This is a genomic window from Aeromonas sp. QDB23 (assembly GCF_027707745.1).
GTDB classification, from domain to species: domain Bacteria; phylum Pseudomonadota; class Gammaproteobacteria; order Enterobacterales; family Aeromonadaceae; genus Aeromonas; species Aeromonas allosaccharophila.
In genome coordinates, this window is the sequence record NZ_JAPCJA010000032.1 from 1 (window position 1) to 22,611 (window position 22,611).

Sequence of the window (22,611 nt, forward strand, 5' to 3'; positions counted from 1 at the left end):
CTCCTGCATGGAGACGCGATTAGATCACAGACGATCTGCCTGTTCAAATTTCATTAACAAAGTGCGATCCCGCCCTGCTGGCACCCGCCACCCCGAAGGCGGCGGTAAAGGCCTCGGCGCGGCTGCCGAACAGATCTTTCTTGCCCGCAACGATGGCCACGGTGCGATCCGGGTGCTCACTGAAGATCACCTTCATGTCGCTACCAGTCAGGTTCGCCAGATCGCCGTTACGGGCAATGAAGTTGATGCACCCTTCCACCTTGTTGAGCGGCACCACCCAGGCAGGACCAAAGCTGTCGGCGGTGGCGGGCGTCTTGCTCTTGTCATCCCACCCGGTATTCAGGCCGCTGTCAGCGGTAGCGTTGCAGGCATCTTTGTTCCAAAGATGCAGGCTGTGGCTGTCAAAGGGCGTTTTGGCCCCTTTGGCTGCCGACTGGGTATCCACCAGTGCAATGACCACCTGATTGTCGCCGGCAACCAGCAACTCCTTCGGGGGATCCATCTTGGGCAGACGGGCAACAGGCCCATCAGTGACTTCAGGCGTAGGCGGTGTAGGGGGGACGGGTTTCACACCGGAGGGATCAGAGCTGTTGTCATTACAGCCAGACAAAAGCGCGAGCAGTGAGGCTGTTACCAGCGCCACTTTGGTCTTTTTCATATCCATATTTTTATAATTCCCGCTGTAGTTAGTCTCGATAGTCGAGCACCCGGTCATTGCCAGGCGGTGCCATATTAATCAGCGGCAATCGATTCAAATGTGAGCGGAAGGGCAAAAAAACCATCCAGTTTCAACAAGATAACGTTTTCAGATTGAAACTTCGATCCGGCTCACAGACCTCGCGGCCATTTGGCCTCATATCTGGAAAACGGCAGTCACGGGGTCAGAAAAGCAATGTCTGATCAAGTGGATAGACAAGGAGTAAACAATGAAACGGATTGAAGAGCAGGCACAACGACTCGATCAGGAGTATCAGGCGATCGGGCAGCTGTTCGACCAGTTCTGCCAGCAGGCGGGCGCCCTGGCCGAGCAGTATCACTTCTTCAACTGGCCCGATTATGAAGACTCGCCCCCGCTGAGCCGCGCCTTCACCCTGCTGGGGGAACCCCGCGAACTGCGGCTGCGCTGTCAGCCCGGTGAGCGCTCCGCCCTTCATGGCCTGATCCAGGTGGTCTCGGAGGATGGCACTATCGATGCCAGCCTCGGGTTTCGCGCCGATGGTCAGCTGCTGCTGGAGTCGGGCAAGCTGCTGGACAACCCGCCCGGACTGCTGCTCAAGCTGCTGCTCGGCGCAGTGTGGCAACACAAGCCCCAGGAGGAGCTCACCGGGCAACCGCACTGACATCAGGGAGCCAACGGCACTGAAACCAAGGGGGCCAACGGCCCCCGCTATTTATCCTATTCGCTGGCGATCTCGATGGTCACATGCACCAGCTCTTCATGGATCGCCAGCCGCTCGCGGATCTGCTGCGCCGGCAACGGATTGACCATCAGCAGAGAGAGCACACAGGCATACTGCTGCTGCCCTACCCGCCAGACATGCAGATCGCGGATATCGGTGCCCGGCAGTTCGGCGATGACCTCGCGGATCTCCGCCACCAGCGGGGTATCCATCTCGGCATCCAGCAGCACCCGACCGGAGTCGCGCAGCAGACCCCAGGCCCATACCGCCACCAGTCCGGCGCCGACTATGCCCATCAGCGGGTCGAGCCAGTCTGCCCCCCACAACATGCCCCCCACCAGCGCCAGGATCGCCAGCACCGAGGTGGCTGCATCCGCCAGTACGTGGATATAGGCGGCGCGCAGGTTGAGATCCTGATGACCGTGGTGATCATCATGGTCATGATGATGATCGTGGTCGTGATGATCATGATGGTGGTCATGCCCATGGCCGTGGTGGTGATGGCCATGATCATCCTTGAGCAACCAGGCACAGGCGAGGTTCACCAACAGCCCCACCAGCGCGATGGCGATCGCCTGTTGATAGTGGATCGGACTGGGATCGAGCAGCCGGAACACCGACTCGAACAGCATCAACCCGGCCACCCCCACCAGCAACAGGGCGCTGATGAAGCCACCCAGCACCTCGATCTTCCAGGTGCCGAAGCTGAATCTGTGGTCGCGAGCAAAGTGGCGAGCGGCGCGATAGGCCAGCACCGAGAGACCGAGCGCAAGCGCGTGGGAGCTCATGTGCCAGCCATCCGCCAGCAGTGCCATGGAGTTGTAGAACCAGCCGCCGCCAATCTCCGCCACCATCATGATGACGGTCAGCAATACGGCCCAGCGGGTCTTCTGTTCGGCCAGCGGATTGCCCTGGTGGATGACGGGTTGATGGCAGTGGGATTGAGCGAGGGATGACATGGATTTCTCCTGAGAGCGATGATGCAATATACTATACCCCAGTATAGTTTTATTGATCGAGAGGATCCGTCATGTCCCACACCATTCACGACAAGAAGAAGCTGCTGGCACGGGTGCGCCGCATCAAGGGACAGACCGGTGCGCTGGAGAGCGCGCTGGAGCAGGAGAGCGACTGCGCCGCCATTTTGCAGCAGATCGCCGCCATCCGCGGCGCCGTCAACGGCTTGATGCTGGAGGTGCTGGAGGGACATATGCGCGAGCATCTCGGCGCCCCCGATGCCACCCCGACCGAGCGATTGGAGGATCTGGATCAGGTGGTCAGCGTCCTGCGATCCTATTTGAAGTGATCAAGGTGGCACTGCCTGCCAGTGGCACCATCCCTTCAGGCTCGACTAGCGTCGGGCTTGAGCCACCGTCAGCTTTGCGCCATGATGTCCAGCCCGGCTGACCGCCGGTTTTACTGGACAGTCAATTTCAAGGATCCCCCATGTTTGAACACGTCGATGCCTATGCTGGCGACCCCATCCTGACGCTAGTCGAGACCTTCCACAAAGACACCCGCGAGCAGAAGGTGAACCTGGGGATCGGCCTCTATTACGACGAGCAGGGGCGCATTCCGCTGCTGCCGTCGGTGCAGCAGGCCGAAGCCCAGCGCGCCGCCGCCCCTGCCCCGCGCCCCTACCAGCCGATGGAAGGCGCCGCCAACTACCGCACCGCAGTGCAACACCTGCTGTTTGGTGCCGACCATGAAGCGGTCAAGGCGGGACGTATCGCCACCATCCAGACCATCGGCGGCTCAGGCGCGCTGAAGATCGGCGCCGATCTGCTCAAGCGCTACTTCCCGACCTCCGAGGTATGGGTCAGCAACCCGACCTGGGACAACCACAAGGCGATGTTCGAGGGGGCCGGCATCAAGGTGCACGACTACCCCTACTACGATGCGGCCACCGGCGGCGTACAGTTCGATGCAATGATCGACTGCCTGAGCGTCCTGCCAGCAAAAAGCATCGTGCTGCTGCACCCCTGCTGCCACAACCCGACCGGGGTGGATCTCTCCCGCGCCCAGTGGGATCGGGTGATCGCGCTGGTGGTCGAGAAGAATCTCATTCCTTTCATGGACATCGCCTATCAGGGCTTCGGCGACGGGCTGGAAGAGGATGCCTATGCCATTCGCGCCATGGTGGCTGCGGGGGTCAGCTTCTTCGTCAGCAACTCGTTTTCCAAGAACCTCTCCTTCTACGGCGAGCGCTGCGGCGGCCTGTCGGTCATCTGCAAAGATGCCGAAGAGGCAAGCCGGGTACTGGGCCAGATGAAGGCCACCGTGCGTCGCAACTACTCCAGCCCGCCCACCCACGGTGGCCAGATCACCGCGGCGGTGATGAGCCAGCCGGAGCTGCACGCCCTGTGGGTTGACGAGGTGACCGGGATGCGCACCCGCATCAAGGCGATGCGCGAGAAGCTGTTCGAGGTGCTGAGCGCCAAGGTGCCGGGCCGTGATTTCAGCTACTTCATCAACCAGCGCGGCATGTTCAGCTACACCGGCTTCACGCCGGAGCAAGTTGATCGCCTGCGCGAGGAGTTCGCCGTCTATCTGGTGCGCTCCGGTCGCATGTGCGTGGCGGGCCTCAACAGCCGCAACGTCGACTACGTGGCCGATGCCATGGCCGCGGTGCTCCAGGGCTAATCCGCACCAGCCCCGCTTCGGCGGGGCTTTTTGTCTGTTTCATTCGCTTGTGGAGTCTTTATGGATCTGATCGCTCTCTCTCGGCTGGGAGGTCGCCATCTGGTCACCCTGCACCTGCTGCTCGACAACCAGAGCGTCACCCGCACCGCCGAGCGGCTCTGCACCACCCCCTCCACCGTCAGCAAGACCCTCAACCAGCTGCGGGATCTGCTGGGGGATCAACTGCTCTATCGCCAGGGCAACCAGCTGCTGCTCACCCCCATGGCAGAGCGGCTGGCCCCGACCCTGCACCGGCTGCTGGGGGAGCTGAACGGCCTCACCCGCCAGAACGCCTTCAACCCGCAGCAGTGGCAGGGCAGCTTGCGACTGGGGTTGCGCGAGAGCGTGATGACCTGGCCGGTGGGCCCCATTCTGGGTCAGCTGATGAAAGAGGTGCCGGGCATGGTGCCGGAGATCTGGAACAAGGATGAGCAGGGGCTGGAGGCGCTGGCAGCGGGCAAACTCGACTTCGTGATCCTGCCACATGACCAGAGCCAGCCATTGCCGCGCCAGCCGGGGCTGGTGTGGGAGACCCTGCGGGAAGAAAAACTGGTCTGCCTGCTGCGCAAAGATCACCCGGCGCTGGCCAAGCCCTGGGATCTCGATGCCTACCTGAGCTGGCGCCATATCGCCATCCGGGATCAGGAGCTGGCCAACCCCTTCTTCGAGCAGAGCCTGGCCCAGCAGCAGGTACGTCGCCAGATTGGCGCCACCCTGCCCGATTTTGCCAGCGCGGCGGCCCTGCTGCCCCAGACCGACCTGATCCTCACCGCCATCGGTGGCTGGGCAGCCTGCATGGCCAATCAGCCGGATCTGGTACTGCGTCCGGCACCGTTCGATTACGGTAAGGTGAGCCACAGTCTGGTCTGGTATGGCCCGGCCGGAGACGGTTCGGCCCGTCACTGGTTCCGCCAGCGGATCCTGCAACTGGGTCGCGAATTGATTGAGCCCTGAGCCGGGCGACAGAGAGAAGAAGTTGATGTTTCGCCGCGGCGAAACATCAACGGCATTGAGGGATCAGGGGCGTTTGGTATAGATGGGGCTGGGGAAGGAGGCGACGTTGCTGCCCAGCTCCGTGATGCGAGCCGCCCCCTGCTTTCTGACCTGATCGATGCGCAGCACCTGATGCATGGGGATCAGGGTGTGGCGCACATCGGCAAATTCGCTCTTTAGCTTCTCGTGGCCGGGATCGACGATAAGCGCCGTGTGGTTGTCCCAGACAAAGTCGGCAATCTCGATAAAACCGAACAGCGAGCCCTGATTGACTTCGCGCACATACACTTCGTAGCGCTCGCTGTGGCAAATAAACTGAACCCGATATAACGCCTTGCTTTCACTCATGATTATCTGTCATTGAGGGGGAAGAAGATGGCCATTATTCTAGCCGCCGTTCTCGCCCCCTCCAATAGACAGAAATCACAGTTACGGCCTTTCCATACCGCTCCTCACGCCATAACGGTCACCGGATGACGCAGCCACTCAGCGCATCAGGGCTGGCAGTGAGACCGGCCCCAATCCTGCTGCGCGCAAGCGGCTGGCCAGCTGTTCCAGCTCGGTTTGGCTAGCCTCTGGCCATTGCGCCGCCTCCCCACGTACTCCGTGGTGGCGAAAGCCGTTGAGGCGAATGGGCACAGGCCCAAGCCGCTGCAAAAACGTGGCGAGATCTGCGTCCAGCTCACCATTCGCATCCAGAAAATCGCTCTTGCCCGGCACGTGGAGCAGCCGCAGTTCCGTCAGCTTGCCGTGGCTTGCCAGCAGTTGCAGCGACCCCAGTACCCGCTCGCGACCATAGCCGGTCAGCGAGTGATGCACCGAGTCGCGCCACCCCTTGAGATCGAGCATGGCGCCGTCGAGCACCGGCAGCAGCCGCTGCCAGCCGGTTTCGGCCAGCGAGCCGTTACTGTCGAGCAGGCAAGTGAGATGGGTCAGATCCGGCGCGCCCTTGATGGCGGCAAACAGCGCAACCACGAAGGGGAGCTGGGTGGTCGCCTCACCACCGGAGACGGTAATTCCGCTCAGCAGCGGGCCGTAGCGACGCAGCAGGACCAGCACCTCGGCCACCGTCATGGTGGCGGTCTTGGGATTGGCGCTGCGGGGGCAGGCATCCAGACAAGCATCGCAATCGGTGCAGAGCGCCGCCTGCCAGCGCACGTTGCGTTTGCCAGGGGGGGCCTCATCCAGAGAGAGGGCACCGCTCGGACAGACCGCAAGGCAGTCACCGCAATCGTCGCACAGCCCTATGGTGTGCGGGTTGTGGCAGCCGGGGCAGCGAAAGTTGCAACCCTGCAGAAACAGCACCAGCCGGTTGCCCGGCCCGTCGACACAGGAGAACGGCAGCACCCTGCTTACCAGGGCGCTGCGTGTTGGCAAAACATCAGCCATCAGGGCGAACTCAATACTCGCCGATGGTCGATTCGTGGGCGACCACTCGCGGTGCCCGCTGCCGGATGGCGGTCACTTCACTCGCCTCGGCACCGAGACAGGTGGTCTGCAACCGCGACCCTTCTTCTGCGAAGCGAGCCACGTCGCTCTTGCGGATCATGTAGCCGGTCACCCGCACCAGATCGCTGTCGGCCACGTTGGCGGTGAACTCGCGCATACCGATGGCGAGCGCCCCTTTGCAGAGCTGCAGCAGTGCCTGCGGGTTCTGGCGGATGGTGGGATCCAGGGTCAGGATCTCGCTGATCCCCGAATGGTAATAAGTGTGGTGCGGTGCCAGTGCCAGCACATGGCTGGCCGGATCCGGCTCATGCCCGTAGGGAATGCGCACCCCGGGGGTCACCGCCACATCGATGCTGAGGCCACCCTGTGAGTGCAGCAGGGCGCGACCACCCCAGGCATGGGTTTGCGGCGTCGCAGTGACATATTCCGAGAGCTGGGCCGAGATGCGATAGCCAAGCTGGTTCGCCTCCTCGCCGTGGCCGTAGCGATCCGGCAGGTTCTCTTTATCCATCAGGATATTGACCGCTTCCGCCATGCCGTAGATACCGAACATGGGGACGAAACGATCCTCATCCAGCAGCCCCTCTTTCACCAGGAAGCTGTCGAAGAAACCGGACTCCTGATGCAGGAAAGCGGCTCGCGCCTCGATCAACTGGGAGGCCAGGCGGCAGTAGTGGGGCAGCAGGCAGCCGAGGAAATCATCGATCCCCTGACACTGCTCGGCGACCCGCTTGAGGGAGATGCGCACCAGGGTGTTGGCGCCACCGGCCTGCGGCAGGGCGTTGTAGCAGCTGACGATGCCAAAACCACGCTGGTCGAAGGTATCGCGGTGGATCGGGTAGTTGGCGATGTGCGGCTTGCTGCACTCGGCGATGTTCTTCACCGCTTGCAGCAGCAGGCTGTCCGGGGTCTGCTCCGGATCGTGGAAGAAGGTGAGGTTCGGTGCCACCTGCTTGAGCTCGTTGTCGATGCGCAGGATCAGGCGGCAGATGCGGTTGTCATCCGGCCCGATGTTGACGTGCATGAAGGCGTCCGGCAGCACCCTGTCCAGATAGACCCAGAACCCCTTCAGCTTGCGATAGAGGGTCTCGTCATCCAGTTCGCCGACGAACGGCAGCAACAGATGGTCGAGCCGACCCAGCCAGACCGGCATGCCGGTAACGGAGGGGACATGGTGATAGAGGATGCGCAGGGCGTTGAGCGCCTCGTCGAAATCCTGCGGCGCCGCCAGCTCCAGCCAGGCAGAGCCCTGACTCAGGAATTTTTCATAGTCCGGCAGCACATAGCGCGGCTTGTAGGGGGCATGCCCTTCGAACATGTCGCAGATAAATCCCAGCTCCATCGCCTCGGCGACTGCGGCAGGCAGGTCGGGGTAGGGCAACGCATTCTCGGCGGCCAGCGCCAGCGCATGGCTCTTCTGGGCAGCAGAGAGATGGGGATCGCGCACGATGCGCTGACAGGTTTCGGTCAAAGACATGGGACACTCCTTCACGGACAGAGCCCATATCCTCACCGTTTGCAGGCTTTTTTTGAAGTGACATTCACAACAATACGAATGTCTCAAAAAGACATCCGCAATAGACGATCACACCCCAAACAGAACGGGGGCCTTGTCTGCCGACAAGGCCCCCGTTGTGCGGATCAGGGCTCGATGATGATGGGCGTGCCCGGTTCGATGGCGCTCCACACCTCGTCCAGCTCGTGGTTGAGCATGGCGATACAGCCGTTGGTCCAGTTGGAGGGCTGAACCCTGCGGTTGCCAATGCTGTTGCGCTGGCCGTGGATCATGATCATGCCACCCGGACGCACACCCAGCTCATTGGCTCGCTTGATGTCATCCAGGTTCGGATAGTTGATATGGATGGCTTTGTAGTAGCCGGAATTGGTCTTCTTGTAATCGAGGGTGTAGCGCCCTTCCGGCGTACGCTGATCCCCTTCCTGCTGCTTGTGCCCCTTGGGCGCCGGGCCCAGTGCAATCCAGTAGCGTTTCACCTCTTTGCCATCCTTCATCAGGGTCAGGCTATAGGTCGACTTCTTGACTATCACCATGTCGGCAGACAGGTTGGCAAAACTCAGTGCGGGCCAAAGCCCCAACAAACACAGTAATACGGCTCTCATTCCATCCCTCGACAAGCCTCTGGTGCGGGCTTTTCTTGTTACCAGATCATCTGAACTATGCCCGCCGAGCGGCGAGCGAGCGCCATGATATTGGATCGCCATCAATACTCAATATGCCCGGTAAAACATATCTTGCAACTGCGGCGACACCGGCCCTGAGCGCCGTCATCTGACATTGGTAATTAACAGTTAAAACAACAAGATACAAAATATTATCGCGCTGGCACCCGGGGCAATGATCGGCGAAGATAACACTCCACTCCCCGACAGGTTTATGCCATGCGATCTTCGTGCCGCCTCGCCACCCTGCTGTTCTCTTCGCTACTGTGCTCGCCGCTGCTGCTCTGGCTGCCCGCCAGTGTTGCCGCCGATGCTCTCTGGCTGCGCGAGCCTGCCCTCTCCCCCGATGGCAAGCAGCTTGCCTTCACCTGGCAGGGGCGCATTTTTGTCGCCAGTGCCGAGGGCGGCCCCGCTACAGCGCTCACCGGCAGCGACTACCTGAGCCAGCGGCCAGTCTGGTCGCCGGATGGCAAACGGCTCGCCTTTGCCGCCAATCTCTACGGCAACGAGGATGTGTTCGTGGTACCCGCCAGCGGCGGCGAGATGGTGCGCCTCACCCGCGATTCGCGCACCGATCTGCCGCAAGCCTTCAGCGCCGATGGCAAACGGCTGCTGCTGAGCAGCCAGCGGCCGGGGTCCCCCGATGCCGACCATTTTGTCGCGGAAGGCTACCAATGGGGCGAGCTCTACTGGACTCCGATCAGCGGCGGCACCTTGCAGGCCGATCTGCCGCTGCCTGCGACCCTGGCTCGCCCGCACGGGAAGTTGCTCGCCTATCAGATGCCCGCGGCGGATCAACCCTTTCGCAAGCATCAGCACTCCTTCGCGGTGCCCCGCCTCTGGCTGTTTGATGGCAAGCAGCACAAGCAGCTGACCGAAGATCGGGTCGCCGCCACCGATCCGGTCTGGAGCGACCAGGGGGATACCCTCTTTTACCTGAGCGAGCGCAGCGGCGATTTCAACGTCTGGCGCCGGGATCTCGCCAGTGGCAAGGAGCAGCAGCTGACCCACTATCAGGGCCATCCGGTGCGGGGGCTCAGCGCTTCCCGAGCCGGGGATCTGGTCTGGTCATGGCTGGGTGAACTCTATCGCCTCGATGCCGGTAGCAACGAGCCACGCAAGCTGATCCTCACCCCGCAAGTGGCGAGCGCACCGGATGAGGCGAGCGAGGCCCTGACCCTGGCAGACGAAGCGCTGGTCAGCGAAGAGGCGGACGAGCTGATCCTGGTGAGCGAGGGCAACCTGTTTGCCGTCGACCCCGAGCGGGAGCGGGTGCGCCAGCTAACCCGCGATCCGAGCGAGCAATCCAGCCCCCTCTTCGCCGAGCAGGGGCGCGCCCTCATCTATCTGTCCGAGCAGCGGGGGCACGCCGCCCTCTATCGCCTGCGCAAGGGGGATCCGGATCTGCTGTTCAGCGATCCGGGTACCCTGACCGAGAGCCTGCTGCTGGGCATTCCCGGCAAGGGGATCAGCCGTCCGGTGCTCTCCCCCGACGGCAAGCAGCTCGCCTTCGTGGTGGATGGCCAGGCCATCCATCTGCTGGATCTGGCGAGCAACAAGCAGCGGGAGCTGGTGCCTGCCAGCTTCAACCCGTCGCGCCACGAGGTGCATCTCGCCTTTGCTCCCGACTCCCGCCATCTGGCGATCACCTTCCGCCCCGATGCGGCAGAGCAGGAGATCGCGGTGATCGATACGGCCAATCCCAAGGCCAAACCGGTCAATGTCAGCCTCAACGGCTATCAGGATGGGCAACCTAGCTGGAGTCAGGATGGCGCCATTCTCTACTGGCAATCGACCCGGTTTGGCGCATTGGGGCCCGATGGCGAGCCCCTCGTCACCAACCTGCTCGGCATTTACAGCAGCCGCGCCGCCAGAGCCGATGCGATTGCCGAACTGGAGCCGCCGAAAGGGGGATACGGCTTTGAGAGCGATCGCCTCAACCATCGGGAAGCGCTGCTGTTGCAACCCTCCGGCACCCTGCTCGCCAGCCGCATCATCGGCGACCAGCTGATCTATCTGGTGGAGGAGATGGGGGTCAACAGCGAGAGCGAGATCAAGGGCTACAGCCTGGATCTGCGCAAAGGCAAAACCAGCGAACTGTTTGGTGAACAGCCCGGCCCCGCGCTGGCAAGCCTCAACCAACAAGGCACCCTCGCCACCCTGGTGCGGGATGGGGAGATCACCCGCATCCACCTCGACTCCGGCGAAGCCACCAGCGCCCCCTTCGCCTTGCAGCCCACCGGCCGCTGGCAGGCACGCATGACCGCCGCCTTCGATCAGATCGCCCGGCTCACCCGGGATGAGTTCTATCTGGACGATATGAACGGGGTGAACTGGGACAGCTATGTCGCCGCTTACCGCCGCCTGCTGCCGGGCATCGGCAACCCGCGGGACTTTGGCAACCTGCTGGCGGAGCTGGCTGGTGAGCTCAATGTCTCCCACACCTGGGGCAACGGCCCCGCCCCCTTCCCGCGGATGGCGGACGAGACCGCCAGCCTTGGCGGCTACTGGCAGGATGGCGAGCAAGGAGTGATGCTCACTGCCCTGCTCTCTGGCGGCCCGCTGGATCAGGAGAGCGATATCGCCCCGGGCGCCCGCCTGCTCGCCATCAACGGCAGCCCGATTGCCAATCTGGCCGAGCTGGATCAGGCCCTCAACCATCAGGCCGGTGCTAGGCTCGCCCTCACCTTCCAGCTGGCGGGCAACAAGCAAACTGACGAGGTGGTGCTCACCGCCATCGACAAGCAGCAGGAGTACCAGCTGCAACAGGCTAGCTGGATTGAGAAACGGCGGGAGCAGGTGGCCAGGCTGAGTGGAGGACGGGTCGGCTACGTCTATCTGCCAGCGATGAATAGCGAGGTCTACGATGCGGTGGTGGCGGATGCCCTCGGCAGACAGCGCAATCGCGACGCGCTGATCGTCGATGTCCGCTTCAACAGCGGCGGCTATCTCGCCAATACCCTGGTGGAATTTCTGACCGGCAGTGGCAGCACCAAGGGGATGGCCAGCAGTTGGCCCCGTCAGGGCAAGGGTGAAACCGACGCCGCCACCCGCCAGTGGACCAAGCCGTCGGTGGTGTTGGTGAACGCCGCCAGCTACTCGGAAGGCTCCGCCTTCCCCGAGTACTACCGCGCCCTCAAGGTCGGCCCCATCGTCGGCGATCCGGTGCCCGGCACCGGCACCATGGTCTACAACCACGACTCCCGGCTGATCCCTGGGCTCGCCTACGGCATTCCGACCCTGGGGCTGCGCAAACCGGACGGCACCTTCTACGAAAATCAGGAGCTGATCCCGGACGTTCAGGTGCCACTCACCCCCGCCGACATGGTGGCCGGGCGCGACCCGCAGCTGGAGGCGGCGGTACAAGCCGCCCTCAAGCAGTTGCCAGCCAGCACCCAATAACTGCGCTCAACGAAAGCGAAACAGCTCGCGATGCAGATGCCCGTCCGGCAACAGCCGGGTCAGGGCATCTGCCATCCCCTCCGGCCCACAAAACCACACCTGCTCGGGGGCATCCTGCGCGATGCGGGCCAGATCCAGCCGCCCGGCAGCCTTGTCCAGATGCAGCTGATAGCGCACGCCGGTGCGATGACAGAGCTCGGCCAACCGCCGGTGGTAGACGGCGCCTGCCAGATCCGGCGCACACTGGATCAGGGTGATCCCCTCGCTGCGCTCTCCACGGGCAGCCAACCCCTCCAGCCAGGCCACAAACGGCGTGATGCCGATCCCGGCCCCCAGCCAGAGGGCTCGCCCTCCTCCCTGCGGCGCGACAAAGGCGCCATAGGGCCCGGTCACCACCACCCCATCCCCGGCGCGCGCCTTTGCCACCAGCTGACGGGTATGATCCCCGAGCGCCCGCACCGCGATCACCAGCTGGCGCCGATCCGCTGACACCCGCACCAGGGTAAAGGGGTGCGGCCCCTCCTTGGCGTCAAACTCGAAGAAGGCAAACTGGCCTAGGCGGTAATGGGCGAGCGGCCGCTCCAGCTGCATGGTCAGCTCGCAGGTCTGATCCGCCAGCGCCCGCACCGCAATGACCCGGCCCGGATGGCGATCCCGCGCCCCTACCTGCCCCAACAGGGAGTAGAGGGCGCCAATGGCACCTATCCCGCCGACCAGCCAGATCGACACCCCCACCGGGGTCATGACCCCCACCTGAGGTAACAAGCAGAGCCCGTGACACCAGCCCGCCAGATAGATGAGCGGGGCCAGCCGGTGGATCAGTCGAAAACGGCCATAACTCACCAGCGCCAGCAAACTCAGCACCACCAGCGCGATCAGCAGATAGAAACTCCACTCCCCCAGGGTATTGCCAAGGGCATGGAGCGAGATGCCATTGCCTGCTCCGGCACCCACTTCGGCAGCGCTGGCTCCACGCCGCGCGGGACGACTCAGCCAACCTGCCGAGACCGCCCACTTGGGGGCCTCCACCAGCAGCCAGTGGGCGGTCAGCGCCAATGCACCGCCGATGGCCGTCTGACGGTGCAATCGCAACATCCGATCCAGACCGCCACACCAGAGCTCCAGCTGCGGCAAGCGCAGCGCCAGCAACAGCGAAATCGCCATATAGGTCATCCCCAGCAGGCCGGTCAGCAACAACATCTCATGGCGCCAGGGCCACACCCCGTTGGCATCCCCCGCATAACCCAGCCACCAGACCCCGACCGCCAGCAGTGGCAACAGCCACCAAACCCGTTTATCCGTCATAACATTCTCCCTGGTTCCATCGCTGCAGGGCCCCATCTCCCTGCTCATGGCGCCATTACACTCCCATCCGGTCACAAGACTTTGCCTGAGGGGGAAGGTTGTGTGGCAATGTGTGACAAACGGAAACAAAAGAGGGGCCGACTGGCCCCTTATGATCACGCTTGCTGGCTTGCCTCTCTTCATAGGAGATGGCGCACAATCCACCTCCGCTGTGATTGACGACCTGCCAGCAAAAGGAATCAAATGGGGACACTGCATATCTGCGGCGGAAAACCTGCAGCCCACTCTTCCGGACAAGGAGCCCCCCTTGCTTGCATCCACCGAACAACGCTTCTGCCCCAGCTGTCAGCGCGAGACCACCCATGTCGTGGTGCTGGTCGACAAATCCTTTGGCAAACAACCGACACCGGAGCAAAAGCGCAAAGCGTTTATCAAGGACTTCATTACCGGCTGGGCGGCGGGCCCCTTTCTGGCCAACATGGATCGCTTTGAACGCCACGCCATCTGTGAAAAATGCGGAAATAAAGTCATTGATGAATGACCAATAATGACCAAAAAAGACACGTTACCGTGTACTGCCCGCCTCGCAGTGAGTGACCGGTAATAAAACAGAAAGGGGCCAACCGGCCCCTTATGATGACTTTGTCGCGGTGGATCGCTTTCGCATCAAGCGATACAGCAGCTTGTTGTATTTCGCCCAGGAGTGGATCAGCAGGAAGATGCCGAACAGCAGGGCCAGAAACAGTTGCCCCACCTCGACGGCATCCAGCGAGCCGATAAAGCTCTGATTCTCTTCCGTCTCCAGATAGTTGAGCCAGGGTTGCAGCGCCAGAAACAACCAGCCACTCCAGGTCACCAGCAGAAGCAACAAATCCCGCAGCCGGTACTTCCAACTGCGCCGGGTGCCGTTGCTGATGATCATCTCGTTCGCCAGCTTATGTTTTGTCACGGAACGACTCTCCTCGGTCAGGACTTTCCCACACGGCCAACTGGCCACGGCGACGCAGGATCGCCTTGGGCACTGCCACCACTACGGTCACCAGATTGAGCAGCCAGTAGATGAGCGGATACCAGACGCACCAGATAAAGCTGCGGGCCATGCTCTTGTCGTAGTGGTGGTCGATAAAGATGCTGACCCCGAACTGCAGCAGGCAGATGGCGGTCATCATCACCCCGGTCCACTGGAACAGGTGACCCACCGCCAACCCGCTCAGGTTCGGCTCCATCAGCCAGATCAGCGCCAACAGCAACATGCTGTAGCACCAGGTCACGCTGGAGAGATACTCCAGCAGCAGCAGCCAGAAGCGGCGGTTGCGCCAGCGCATCGCCTGCAACCCGTAGCGCAAAAACACCTCGGCGCCCCCCTGCGCCCAGCGCAGCCGCTGCTTGTAGAGGCCGCGCACCGTCTCCGGCATCAGCACCCAGCAGAGCGCCTGCGGCTGATAGTGGATGAGCCAACCGGCCAGCTGCAGCTTCCAGCTGATGTCGATGTCCTCGGTCACCATGTCATTGCTCCAGCCGCCGACCGCCTCGACAGCCTGCTTGCGAAAGGCCACCACCACCCCGGAGACGGTGAAGACGGTGCCGTAGATCCGCTGAGCCCGCTTGATGAGGCCGATGATGGAGCTGAACTCGCCAGTCTGGATCTTGCCGATGATGGTGGAACGGGTACGCACCCGCGGATTGCCGGTAACCGCCCCGACCCTCGGGCTCTCGATGAAGTGCTTCACCATCCAGCGCACCGCGTCATAGTCCAGCACCGCATCCCCGTCGATGCCGACCAAGATCTCCCCGCTGGCCACGGCCAGCCCGTTGTTGAGTGCCATCGCCTTGCCCTGGTTGTGCTGATGGATCACGGTCAGGCGCGGATCCTGCTGCGCCAGCCGATCCAGCCGCGCGCCGGTGTCATCCTTGCTGCCATCGTTGATGGCCAGCACCTCGAAATCGGGATAACGCTGGCGCAGCAGGTGGCCGATGGTCTCCTCGACGTTGGCTCCCTCGTTGTAGCAGGGCACCATTAACGTCACTTTGGGGTAATAGGGGAGCTCCAGCCCCTGCTTGGCCAGCGCGATATCCCGCCGCTCCCACTGAAAGTAGTAATAGAGGCCGCCACAGACCCACACCATCGCCATCAGGCTGGGATAGGCCAGGGTAAAGATGGCGATGCCTTCCAGAAGATCCTTCACCGTAGCGCCTCCCCGTGGGTCGCCGTGGCGGCGCTGGCTGCAACCGGCGTGGCTGGCAGCTGGGTCGGCTGAGGCTGGGTCTGCACCGAGAAGACCGGCTTGAGCACGGCCGGATCCGGCTGATTGTTGTGAAAATCATCCGGGTAGTAACCAAAGTTGGTCACCCCCTTGCGCTGAATGATCTCCATCCAGCGCGCCAGCTCGGCATCGGGGATGGGCTGGTCGGTGCGCCAGTTGCGGCTCTGCAGCTCGAACACCAGCCGATTGGCCGGCACCTGTGCCAGTGAATCTTCCGCCAGCCTGGCCAGCCACTCATCGGGGTTTTCTGCCTGCTCCATATAGGGCATGGCCATCACGGCGGTGTAGTCATAGGCCTTGGCAAACGCCGCCATGCTCTGGGCAAACCACTGCTGGGATTGCGGCTCGGTCACCAGCGCCGCATAGATGTTGCGGGCGGTCTTGAGCCCGTCGGCGCCCCCCTGCCGATAGCGGGCGGCGGCATCGCGCAGCGCCATGGTGAAGTCGATCAACAGATCGGTCTTCTGCTCCCCCTGCGCCTGCAGCGCGTCAGGAGTACGCGCCAGCGGCATCGGCCCCTCGTAGTCACTGAGGAAGGCGTCATCGTGGAACAGCAGACCATCAAACTTGGTGTAAAAGCCGAGATCCTCATAGATATCCAGCAACAGCTGACGGCTGGCAGGATCCCAGGGTGAGAGGCGCAGATACTGCCCCTTGGCGGGGGCGCCGGTACGGCTGTCGGTGACATAGGCGTGGTTTGGTCCCATGTCGTAGGCCATCACCGGCATCCAGGCGAACACCTTGACCCCGGCCCGGGTCTTGAGCTGCCAGGCCACCCGGTTGAAGAGATCCGCCTTGACCGGCATATGACGGTTGGGGAAATAGAGCGCCTCCGCCACCCCGTCGCCATTGTCATCGGCATAGGCCTGCAGATAGACGGTGGTGATGCCGTAGCCCTTGATCCGATCCAGCAGCATGTCGATGTTCTTGTTCATCTGCAGCGGATCCTTGTCGTAGACATAGTCCAGATCCACATGCACCAGCCGCTCCACCTGCCGCTCCCAGGTATTGCCTCCCATGATCTCGTCCAGGGTTTCGAGGCTGGTGTCCTCCTCCAGCAGATAGCGGCGCACCGTGCTGCCCGAGTCACTCAGCTTGTTGAGCCCTTCGGCCAGCGTGAAGGTGTAGGGCATCCCGGCCGCACTGGCCAGCTCCAGCGCAGTCTGGTTGAAGGCGCCGTAGGGCCAGACCAGGATCCGTGGTGCCCGACCGGTCTGCTCCCTGAGCTGACTGGCCGATGCATCGAAGTCGGCTTTTATCCGGGCCCGGTAGTCGGCCATGCTCTCGTAGCCATGCTGGCTCCAGCCTGCGGTGGTCACCGCCGGCTGCACGTTGCCCTGCGGGTTGGCGAGCAACCCGTAGTGGGAGGTGAAGGTGTGGGAAGCCAGCTCCACCAGCCCGGAATCCTGCATCTCGCGGATCTGCGGCCAGCCGACGAAGTAGCTGCGCGGCAGCTTGTCATTGCCGTACGGGACCATCTGGTCATCCGCCACATCCAGCCAGCTGCCCACCAGCGCAAACACTGCCGGGTAGTTGTAAAGCTTGAGCAGCGGATAGACCAGCCGGTAGAAGCTCTCGTAGCCATCATCGAAGCTGAGCAGGATCGCCTTCTCCGGCAGCGGTGCCTTGCCCGCTTTGGCATCCAGGATCTGCTGGAAGCTGACCGGGTGATAACCCTGCTGCTTGATCCAGTTGAAGTGGCGGATCAGGGTGTCGCGCCGGATGGTCTGGGGATAGAGCTTGAGGTTGGGGGTCAATTTCAGATCGACGATATCGTGGTAGCAGAGCACCACATAGTCGTCGGGTTGCCGGGCCGCCTGCGTCAGCGAAGGCAGCAGTGCAAGCAGCACAACAAAAGGAGCAAGCCAGCGTCTCATCACATGAAACTCCATTGCAGATTGGCGAAGATGAAATTTCCGAACTCGGGATTGCCGTCATAGATGGCCTGACGGCGGCCAAGGCCATAACCCAGGCTGAGGGCGGGAGAGAGTATCCAGTCGTGGCGATAGCTGAGCTGCCACCCCTGATCGCTGCCATAGCCCTGTTGCCAGTACTGATTGCCACTGATGATCAGGCTCTGCAGCAGGGAGCGACGCCCATCCAGCGGCAGCCGGTAGCGCCCCGCCAGCTCCAGCTCCAGATTGCGATCCTGCAGGGGATTGAAGTAGTCGACCTCCACCGCCTCGTTGCGGGAGGTGGCGCCACGCAAGGTGGTATCGAACCACCAGCGATCCCGGCGCCAGAGATCCTGACGCAGCCAGCCGGAGGCGGTCAGCCGCCGGTTACCATCGCTGATATCCATCCGCTCCAGCCGCAGCGCCCCCTCGCGGGTCTCATCCTGACGCCAGCCCAGATCGAGTTGGTATTGATCGGCGTAGTTGCCGCGCGCCAGTGCCCGCAACGGAGTGTCGGCACTATTGAGGTTGATGGCAGTGCCCAGCGTCCAGCGATCGTCCAGCCGCCAGTCGAGGCGACTCCACAGATAGCCTTTGTGGTTGAGCTCGCTACCCGTGCCACCCTCCAGCGTCAGTTGCAGCGGGTAGAAGGAGAGCTCGGCCCCCAGCCCGGTATAGGCGGCGCGCTCGGGCTGTTGATCGAACTCACCAAAGCTGCCCTGACGGCGGACAAACAGCCGATCGCCACCATCAGTGCGAGCGCTGTAGAGGCGGCTGTCGTAGCTCCAGTCACGGCTGGCCTGCACCGAGCCCCCTTCGTTGCGGCCGTGGGTAACCTCGGTGACCAATTGCGGGGCCTGCTCCAGAGTCAGCCGCTGCTGCAACTCTTGACGATCACGGGTCAGGTTGCCCAGGGAGCGCACGGCCTGCGGCGTGCCCTGCCAATCGCCCTTGTCGAGCCGGGCATTGAGGCGACCGGGCTCGGCCAGCACGGTGCGACCGGCAGGTAGCCAGCGCACCGCCTGCTGATAAGCCTGCTCGGCCCCGTCGGGATGACCACGCCAACGGCGGATATCCCCCAGTTGCAACCAGAGCCAGGGGTTGGCTGGCGCGGTTTGCAGCCACCCTTCCAACTGCGCCTCTGCGGCACCTGCCTCACCACGCCAGGCCTGCAGCAGGGTTTTCAGCTGCAACACCTTCTCGTAGTCGTCGTTGGCCATCCGCATATTGCCGGTGAAATCCCAGCGCGTCGGTGGCTCCTGCCAACCGTCCAGCAGCCCCTGCGCCGCGCCATAGCGCTCGCCGTCGCTGTAGGCGTAGAAGCGCCTCTCCAGCAGCCGCTTGTCTTTGGCGCGGGCCGGCGTCGCCAGTTGCTGGTAAATCACGGAGGCCTCATCCACCCGTCCCAGCCCGGCCAGCGCATCGGCGCGCGCCTCCAGTACATAGTCAGGCAATGGCCCCTCGGCCTGCAGCGCGGCGGACTCCTGCTCGGCCCGGACAAAATCACCGAGGGCTACCAGCGTCACCACCACATCGCGGCGGGCACTGATGTAGAGCACATGATCGTGTGGCGCGCGGGCCAGGATCCTGTCTTGCAACGCCAGCGTGCGAGTCAGGGAACGACGTGCCAGCACCGGATCCTCGGTCTGGGCCGAGATCCGCAGCAGGTTGACCGCCTGGTAGTAGTCGAGCCAGAGCCGGTCGACCGGTTTGAACAGCTTGGGGTAACGGTCCATCAGCTCCGCCGCCGCAGGCCCCGCCCCCAGGCTCACCGCCACCCGATAGAGCGCCAGCACCTGCTCGGGGTTGTCCGGCTCCAGCTCCAGCCACTGCTGGCGGGCCAGCAGCTCACCCATAGGATCGTCACCCTGACGGGCGGCATAGATGCGGGCTTCGAGGATCGCCTGATCGCGGCCGAAACGGGCTTCATAATCAGCCGCTGCGCTGCGGGCCAGCTCGCGGTTGCCCTGATCGCTGGCGGTGAGAAACAGCCCGAGCCAGCCATTGGGGTTGGCGGGATCACGCCCCTGCAGGATGCGGTAATAGCTGATTGCCTCGGAGTAGCGCTTCTCGTCGCGGGCGGCGCGAGCCACCCCTTCCAGCGTACTGTTGCTGATGGGGCTGAACTCGCACGGCTCACAGGCGGCCAGTGCCCCCTTGCGATCCCCCCGCCACAGTTGCACGGCGATCAGGTCATCGAGCACCTTGCCATCACCACTCTGGCGATAGAGGCCGCTCAGCCCGTGCGCCGCCGCATCCAGCTCTCCCGCCCGGGCCTTGATCACCCAGGCTTCGCGCGCCCTGTCCACCTCACTGGCACACACCAGCAGGGGCAACAGCGCAAACATCAAAAAGATGCGATTCATTCGCAACATACCACCCATAACAAACGCTGGTCGTATCGTCCCTGCACGGCCATACGGATATACACACCCGTCCGCTCCTGCCTGATGAGCAAGAGGGCTTCCTGACTTGTGTGCTGATTTCGAGGGTGAAAGGCGGGCAGTGGGCCAGCACCTTTCCTATGTGCGGCCCAGCCATCTCCGGGCGGAGATCTGAGGCTTTCCGAACCCGATTCACATCGGGAGTGGCAAGACGGGCGATTCTGCCGTTGTGGACAATTTAGTCAATCCGGAAAAATGGGAATGGTTATCAAATGGATTGGTCTGCTTGATATTTATGCACAAAGATAGCTACAAAAAACACTATTGATAAATTAGGCAAAACCGTGTGGATTGCGGGCTCCATGACAGTGCCACCCACTATTCGTATTCATGTTCATACGAATACATATCTGATGAAAAGATTGCAGTCCCAATCTACAAAGCGACAGGGCACGTCGCAACCTACCCGCAAAATGGCAACACCAGACGCTGTTGCGACAACAAATAGCCACGAAAAGCGATGCTCCCGACCAGATCGCCGGGAGCACCGTGAATTACGCAGCTGACGCTCGTCGGTAATGGTTAACGATCCACGCTTCGAAATCGGCCAGCATGCGGGTTTCTGATTCGCTGTTGTCGGCGATAAGCTCCGCGCCGTGTACCACCCGGATATGGGCGTCGAGCGGGGAACCCTCACCGGCGGCGGGGCGCTGCTGCGCGGCGGCCATGCAGGCTTGTGCCAGCTGCCATGCGTCGGCGGCGCTCAGGTTGCATGCCTCGGCCAGCGGCACCGCGCTGAATCCCTCACCAGTCAGGCTGCGCAGGGTCTCATCGTGGCTCATGCCGTTACCCGGCCCCCAGTAATGGGCGGCCAGATCCGGCCCGATGCGCGGGTTGTCAGTGAGGTAGCCATCACGCTTGAGGAAAAAGGCGCGGGTCTGCTCCACCGCCATCAGCGCCAGCAGGTAGCCGTGATAGGCACAGGCCGACTCCTGATTAAGCAGGTGCGGAATGGCCAGCAGCGGGCGCGGGCTCTCTACCCCGACAATCTTGCGCTCCCACTGGCGGGCCAGTGCCAGCACTGCCTCGGGGGTGCGTTTGGCCTCATCCATGGCGTAGAGATCCCGCTCGAAGTAGGCCACCAGCGCAATCTGGCGTTCGTTGAAGGCCCGAAACGGCTGGCGGGCGGCGATCATCTCCTTGATGAGGGCATCGGGGATCGCCTCTCCCGCCGCATTTCTGGCGTAGCGTTTGAGCCAGTCGGCATCGTCCAGCAGGCTGTCGCAGAACATCGACTGGGTCTCGGCATAGGCCATGGAGGTGGGCGGAAACTCCTGTGAGAAGCAGGGGGCGTTGCCGGTGACATTGGCAAAATGCGCGGCATGCCCTCCCTCGTGGAACAGGGTGTTGAGGCCGTTCCAGCCGCTGCCCACCTGCGCCGGGTCGGCCAGGCTGGTGAAGTTGACCACCGCCGGCACCCACTCCCCCTGCTGGAAGAAGCTCGGCACCGGGCCGTGGCAGAAGCCGTTCTCGTATTTCCCCTCCCGCGTCAGCAAGTCCAGCGTCAGGGTCGCCCCGCGATACTGGATGCCGAGACGGCGGAAGCTCTCGACCCAATCCTTCAGCGCCCGCGAGAAGGGCACATAGGGGTCGAGCTGACGGGTCACATCGCCGCTGATGGCATAGCGCAGGTTGTGGGGCAGCAGTGCAGCCTCACCCTTGGCGGCCTTCAGCTCGGCGAGGCTCTGTTGCAGCCGGACGTCGGTGCGGGCGATGAAGTCGTCGAGGATGGCGAACAGCTGCTCCGGGCTCATCTGCTCGTTCTTGCGCACCTTGTAGTCGAAGTAGTCGCGATAGCCCATGGCGCGGGCAAAGCGGTTGCGGATCGCCACCACCTCGAGAAAACCGTTGTCGACCACCCACTGCTCCAGAGTGTGGAACATGGCGAGCGCGCTCTGGCGCACCGCCTCGTTCGGGCTGGCGGCAAGGGAGGTGCTGGCGGCGGGCAGGCTACCGGCCACCTGCTGGCCCTGCTCATCCAACAGGGTCAGTTTCAGCCCCTTGCGGCGGGCGAACAGCTCCGCCTCGGCGGCCACCAGCTCGTCCATCAGGGCGGCGGCGGCCGGATCCTCGATGACATTGCATTCGAAGAAGGCGATCCAGCCTTGCAGACCGTGCTTGAGATCATCCTCATCGGCCTGCGCCAGCATCTCCCGCAATGCGGGCAGGCGGGCCGGATTGGCACAGAACGCCTTGTAGGTCTGCTCGGCCGCAGTGAAACCGGCCTGATCATCGCTGGTGCCCATATAGGTGGACCAGAACAGATCCTCCTTGCGCCTGTGTACCTGCAGGTAGTCGGCGTTGAGCTGGTTGAAGTAATTCCTGGCAATGGAACTCATAAATTCCCTCTTGTGATGGGATCACCCAGAGCGGGGCCCACTCCTTTTTTTGATGAAATGCCAAATCATTCACACTCTTCGGCAAAAATTGCGCAGGGATGCGCATGAACACGCTACCAAAAAGTGGGGCGCTCTGTCTGCTGGCTATACTGTTGTTCAAACGCTCATTAGAAAAGGTCGGCAAACGGCTGAAAGTAAATGAGTTGTTAACTTTGACAAACTGGCTGCAGCGGTACAGAGCCACCATAAAACGGGATAAC

17 protein-coding genes and 1 pseudogene are annotated in these 22,611 nt (G+C 62.5%); 6 read left to right on the forward strand and 12 right to left on the reverse strand.

Features of this window, described 5'->3' with window-relative positions:
- Nucleotides 1-76 precede the first annotated feature (76 nt).
- A pseudogene (locus tag PG888_RS14080) lies at nucleotides 77-664 on the reverse strand (pullulanase-associated domain-containing protein); the annotation flags it as partial.
- 262 nt (nucleotides 665-926) lie between these two features.
- Between PG888_RS14080 and PG888_RS14085 the strand changes: the two are divergent.
- A complete protein-coding gene (locus PG888_RS14085) occupies nucleotides 927-1,340 on the forward strand; it encodes a hypothetical protein (RefSeq protein WP_042063201.1) in 414 nt (137 codons plus the stop codon).
- A 56-nt stretch (nucleotides 1,341-1,396) separates the two neighbouring features.
- Here PG888_RS14085 and dmeF read toward each other — a convergent pair whose 3' ends face one another.
- Nucleotides 1,397-2,359, reverse strand: coding sequence for a CDF family Co(II)/Ni(II) efflux transporter DmeF (gene dmeF, locus PG888_RS14090; protein ID WP_182938739.1), 963 nt, complete (start codon nucleotides 2,357-2,359; stop codon nucleotides 1,397-1,399).
- A gap of 71 nt (nucleotides 2,360-2,430) precedes the next feature.
- On the opposite strand from dmeF, the gene PG888_RS14095 reads away from it, so the two are divergent.
- The 3 genes from PG888_RS14095 (at nucleotide 2,431) to PG888_RS14105 (ending at nucleotide 5,036) form a co-directional block, all read left to right on the forward strand.
- A complete protein-coding gene (locus tag PG888_RS14095) occupies nucleotides 2,431-2,706 on the forward strand; it encodes a metal/formaldehyde-sensitive transcriptional repressor (protein ID WP_182938738.1) in 276 nt (91 codons plus the stop codon).
- A 140-nt stretch (nucleotides 2,707-2,846) separates the two neighbouring features.
- Entirely contained in the window at nucleotides 2,847-4,043 is a 1,197-nt protein-coding gene (locus PG888_RS14100; RefSeq protein ID WP_182938737.1) for an amino acid aminotransferase, read from the forward strand.
- A 60-nt stretch (nucleotides 4,044-4,103) separates the two neighbouring features.
- Entirely contained in the window at nucleotides 4,104-5,036 is a 933-nt protein-coding gene (locus tag PG888_RS14105; RefSeq protein WP_182938736.1) for a LysR family transcriptional regulator, read from the forward strand.
- A 63-nt stretch (nucleotides 5,037-5,099) separates the two neighbouring features.
- Here PG888_RS14105 and PG888_RS14110 read toward each other — a convergent pair whose 3' ends face one another.
- The 4 genes from PG888_RS14110 to PG888_RS14125 form a co-directional block, all read right to left on the reverse strand.
- Nucleotides 5,100-5,423: a DUF1820 family protein gene (locus PG888_RS14110; RefSeq protein WP_042059647.1), complete on the reverse strand. Its 324-nt coding sequence runs from the start codon at nucleotides 5,421-5,423 to the stop codon at nucleotides 5,100-5,102.
- A gap of 138 nt (nucleotides 5,424-5,561) precedes the next feature.
- The gene (locus tag PG888_RS14115) at nucleotides 5,562-6,464 is read right to left on the reverse strand and encodes a YjjW family glycine radical enzyme activase (protein ID WP_182938735.1); all 903 of its coding nucleotides are present in this window, start codon (nucleotides 6,462-6,464) and stop codon (nucleotides 5,562-5,564) included.
- A 10-nt stretch (nucleotides 6,465-6,474) separates the two neighbouring features.
- A complete protein-coding gene (locus PG888_RS14120) occupies nucleotides 6,475-8,001 on the reverse strand; it encodes a YjjI family glycine radical enzyme (protein WP_182938734.1) in 1,527 nt (508 codons plus the stop codon).
- Nucleotides 8,002-8,165: 164 nt separating this feature from the next.
- Nucleotides 8,166-8,642 carry a L,D-transpeptidase family protein gene (locus PG888_RS14125; RefSeq protein ID WP_042059638.1) on the reverse strand — a complete coding sequence of 159 codons (477 nt, stop codon included), beginning with the start codon at nucleotides 8,640-8,642 and terminating at the stop codon, nucleotides 8,166-8,168.
- 279 nt (nucleotides 8,643-8,921) lie between these two features.
- Between PG888_RS14125 and PG888_RS14130 the strand changes: the two genes are divergently transcribed.
- Nucleotides 8,922-12,104: a S41 family peptidase gene (locus PG888_RS14130; RefSeq protein WP_182938733.1), complete on the forward strand. Its 3,183-nt coding sequence runs from the start codon at nucleotides 8,922-8,924 to the stop codon at nucleotides 12,102-12,104.
- Between the two features lie 6 nt (nucleotides 12,105-12,110).
- Here the strand turns inward: PG888_RS14130 and PG888_RS14135 are convergent, their stop codons facing one another.
- Nucleotides 12,111-13,409, reverse strand: a complete 1,299-nt coding sequence (locus PG888_RS14135) for a ferredoxin reductase family protein (protein ID WP_182938732.1) — start codon at nucleotides 13,407-13,409, stop codon at nucleotides 12,111-12,113.
- A 151-nt stretch (nucleotides 13,410-13,560) separates the two neighbouring features.
- On the opposite strand from PG888_RS14135, the gene PG888_RS14140 reads away from it, so the two are divergent.
- On the forward strand, nucleotides 13,561-13,950 hold the full coding sequence (locus tag PG888_RS14140) for a hypothetical protein (RefSeq protein WP_232093600.1): 390 nt from the start codon (nucleotides 13,561-13,563) through the stop codon (nucleotides 13,948-13,950).
- A 90-nt stretch (nucleotides 13,951-14,040) separates the two neighbouring features.
- On the opposite strand, the gene PG888_RS14145 is transcribed toward PG888_RS14140, so the two are convergent.
- The 5 genes from PG888_RS14145 to PG888_RS14165 form a co-directional block, all read right to left on the reverse strand.
- Complete coding sequence (locus PG888_RS14145; protein ID WP_182938731.1) at nucleotides 14,041-14,358, reverse strand: hypothetical protein; 318 nt, start codon at nucleotides 14,356-14,358, stop codon at nucleotides 14,041-14,043.
- Nucleotides 14,345-15,595: a poly-beta-1,6-N-acetyl-D-glucosamine synthase gene (pgaC, locus tag PG888_RS14150; RefSeq protein ID WP_182938730.1), complete on the reverse strand. Its 1,251-nt coding sequence runs from the start codon at nucleotides 15,593-15,595 to the stop codon at nucleotides 14,345-14,347. Before pgaC ends, PG888_RS14145 begins: the two co-directional genes overlap by 14 nt.
- On the reverse strand, nucleotides 15,592-17,550 hold the full coding sequence (pgaB, locus tag PG888_RS14155; protein WP_182938729.1) for a poly-beta-1,6-N-acetyl-D-glucosamine N-deacetylase PgaB: 1,959 nt from the start codon (nucleotides 17,548-17,550) through the stop codon (nucleotides 15,592-15,594). Before pgaB ends, pgaC begins: the two co-directional genes overlap by 4 nt.
- Nucleotides 17,550-19,934 (reverse strand): poly-beta-1,6 N-acetyl-D-glucosamine export porin PgaA, encoded by a 2,385-nt coding sequence (pgaA, locus tag PG888_RS14160; protein WP_232093599.1) that lies wholly within the window; start codon nucleotides 19,932-19,934, stop codon nucleotides 17,550-17,552. The genes pgaB and pgaA overlap by 1 nt, the downstream gene beginning before the upstream one ends.
- 572 nt (nucleotides 19,935-20,506) lie before the next feature.
- The gene (locus PG888_RS14165) at nucleotides 20,507-22,351 is read right to left on the reverse strand and encodes a M3 family metallopeptidase (RefSeq protein WP_182938727.1); all 1,845 of its coding nucleotides are present in this window, start codon (nucleotides 22,349-22,351) and stop codon (nucleotides 20,507-20,509) included.
- Nucleotides 22,352-22,611: the final 260 nt, after the last annotated feature.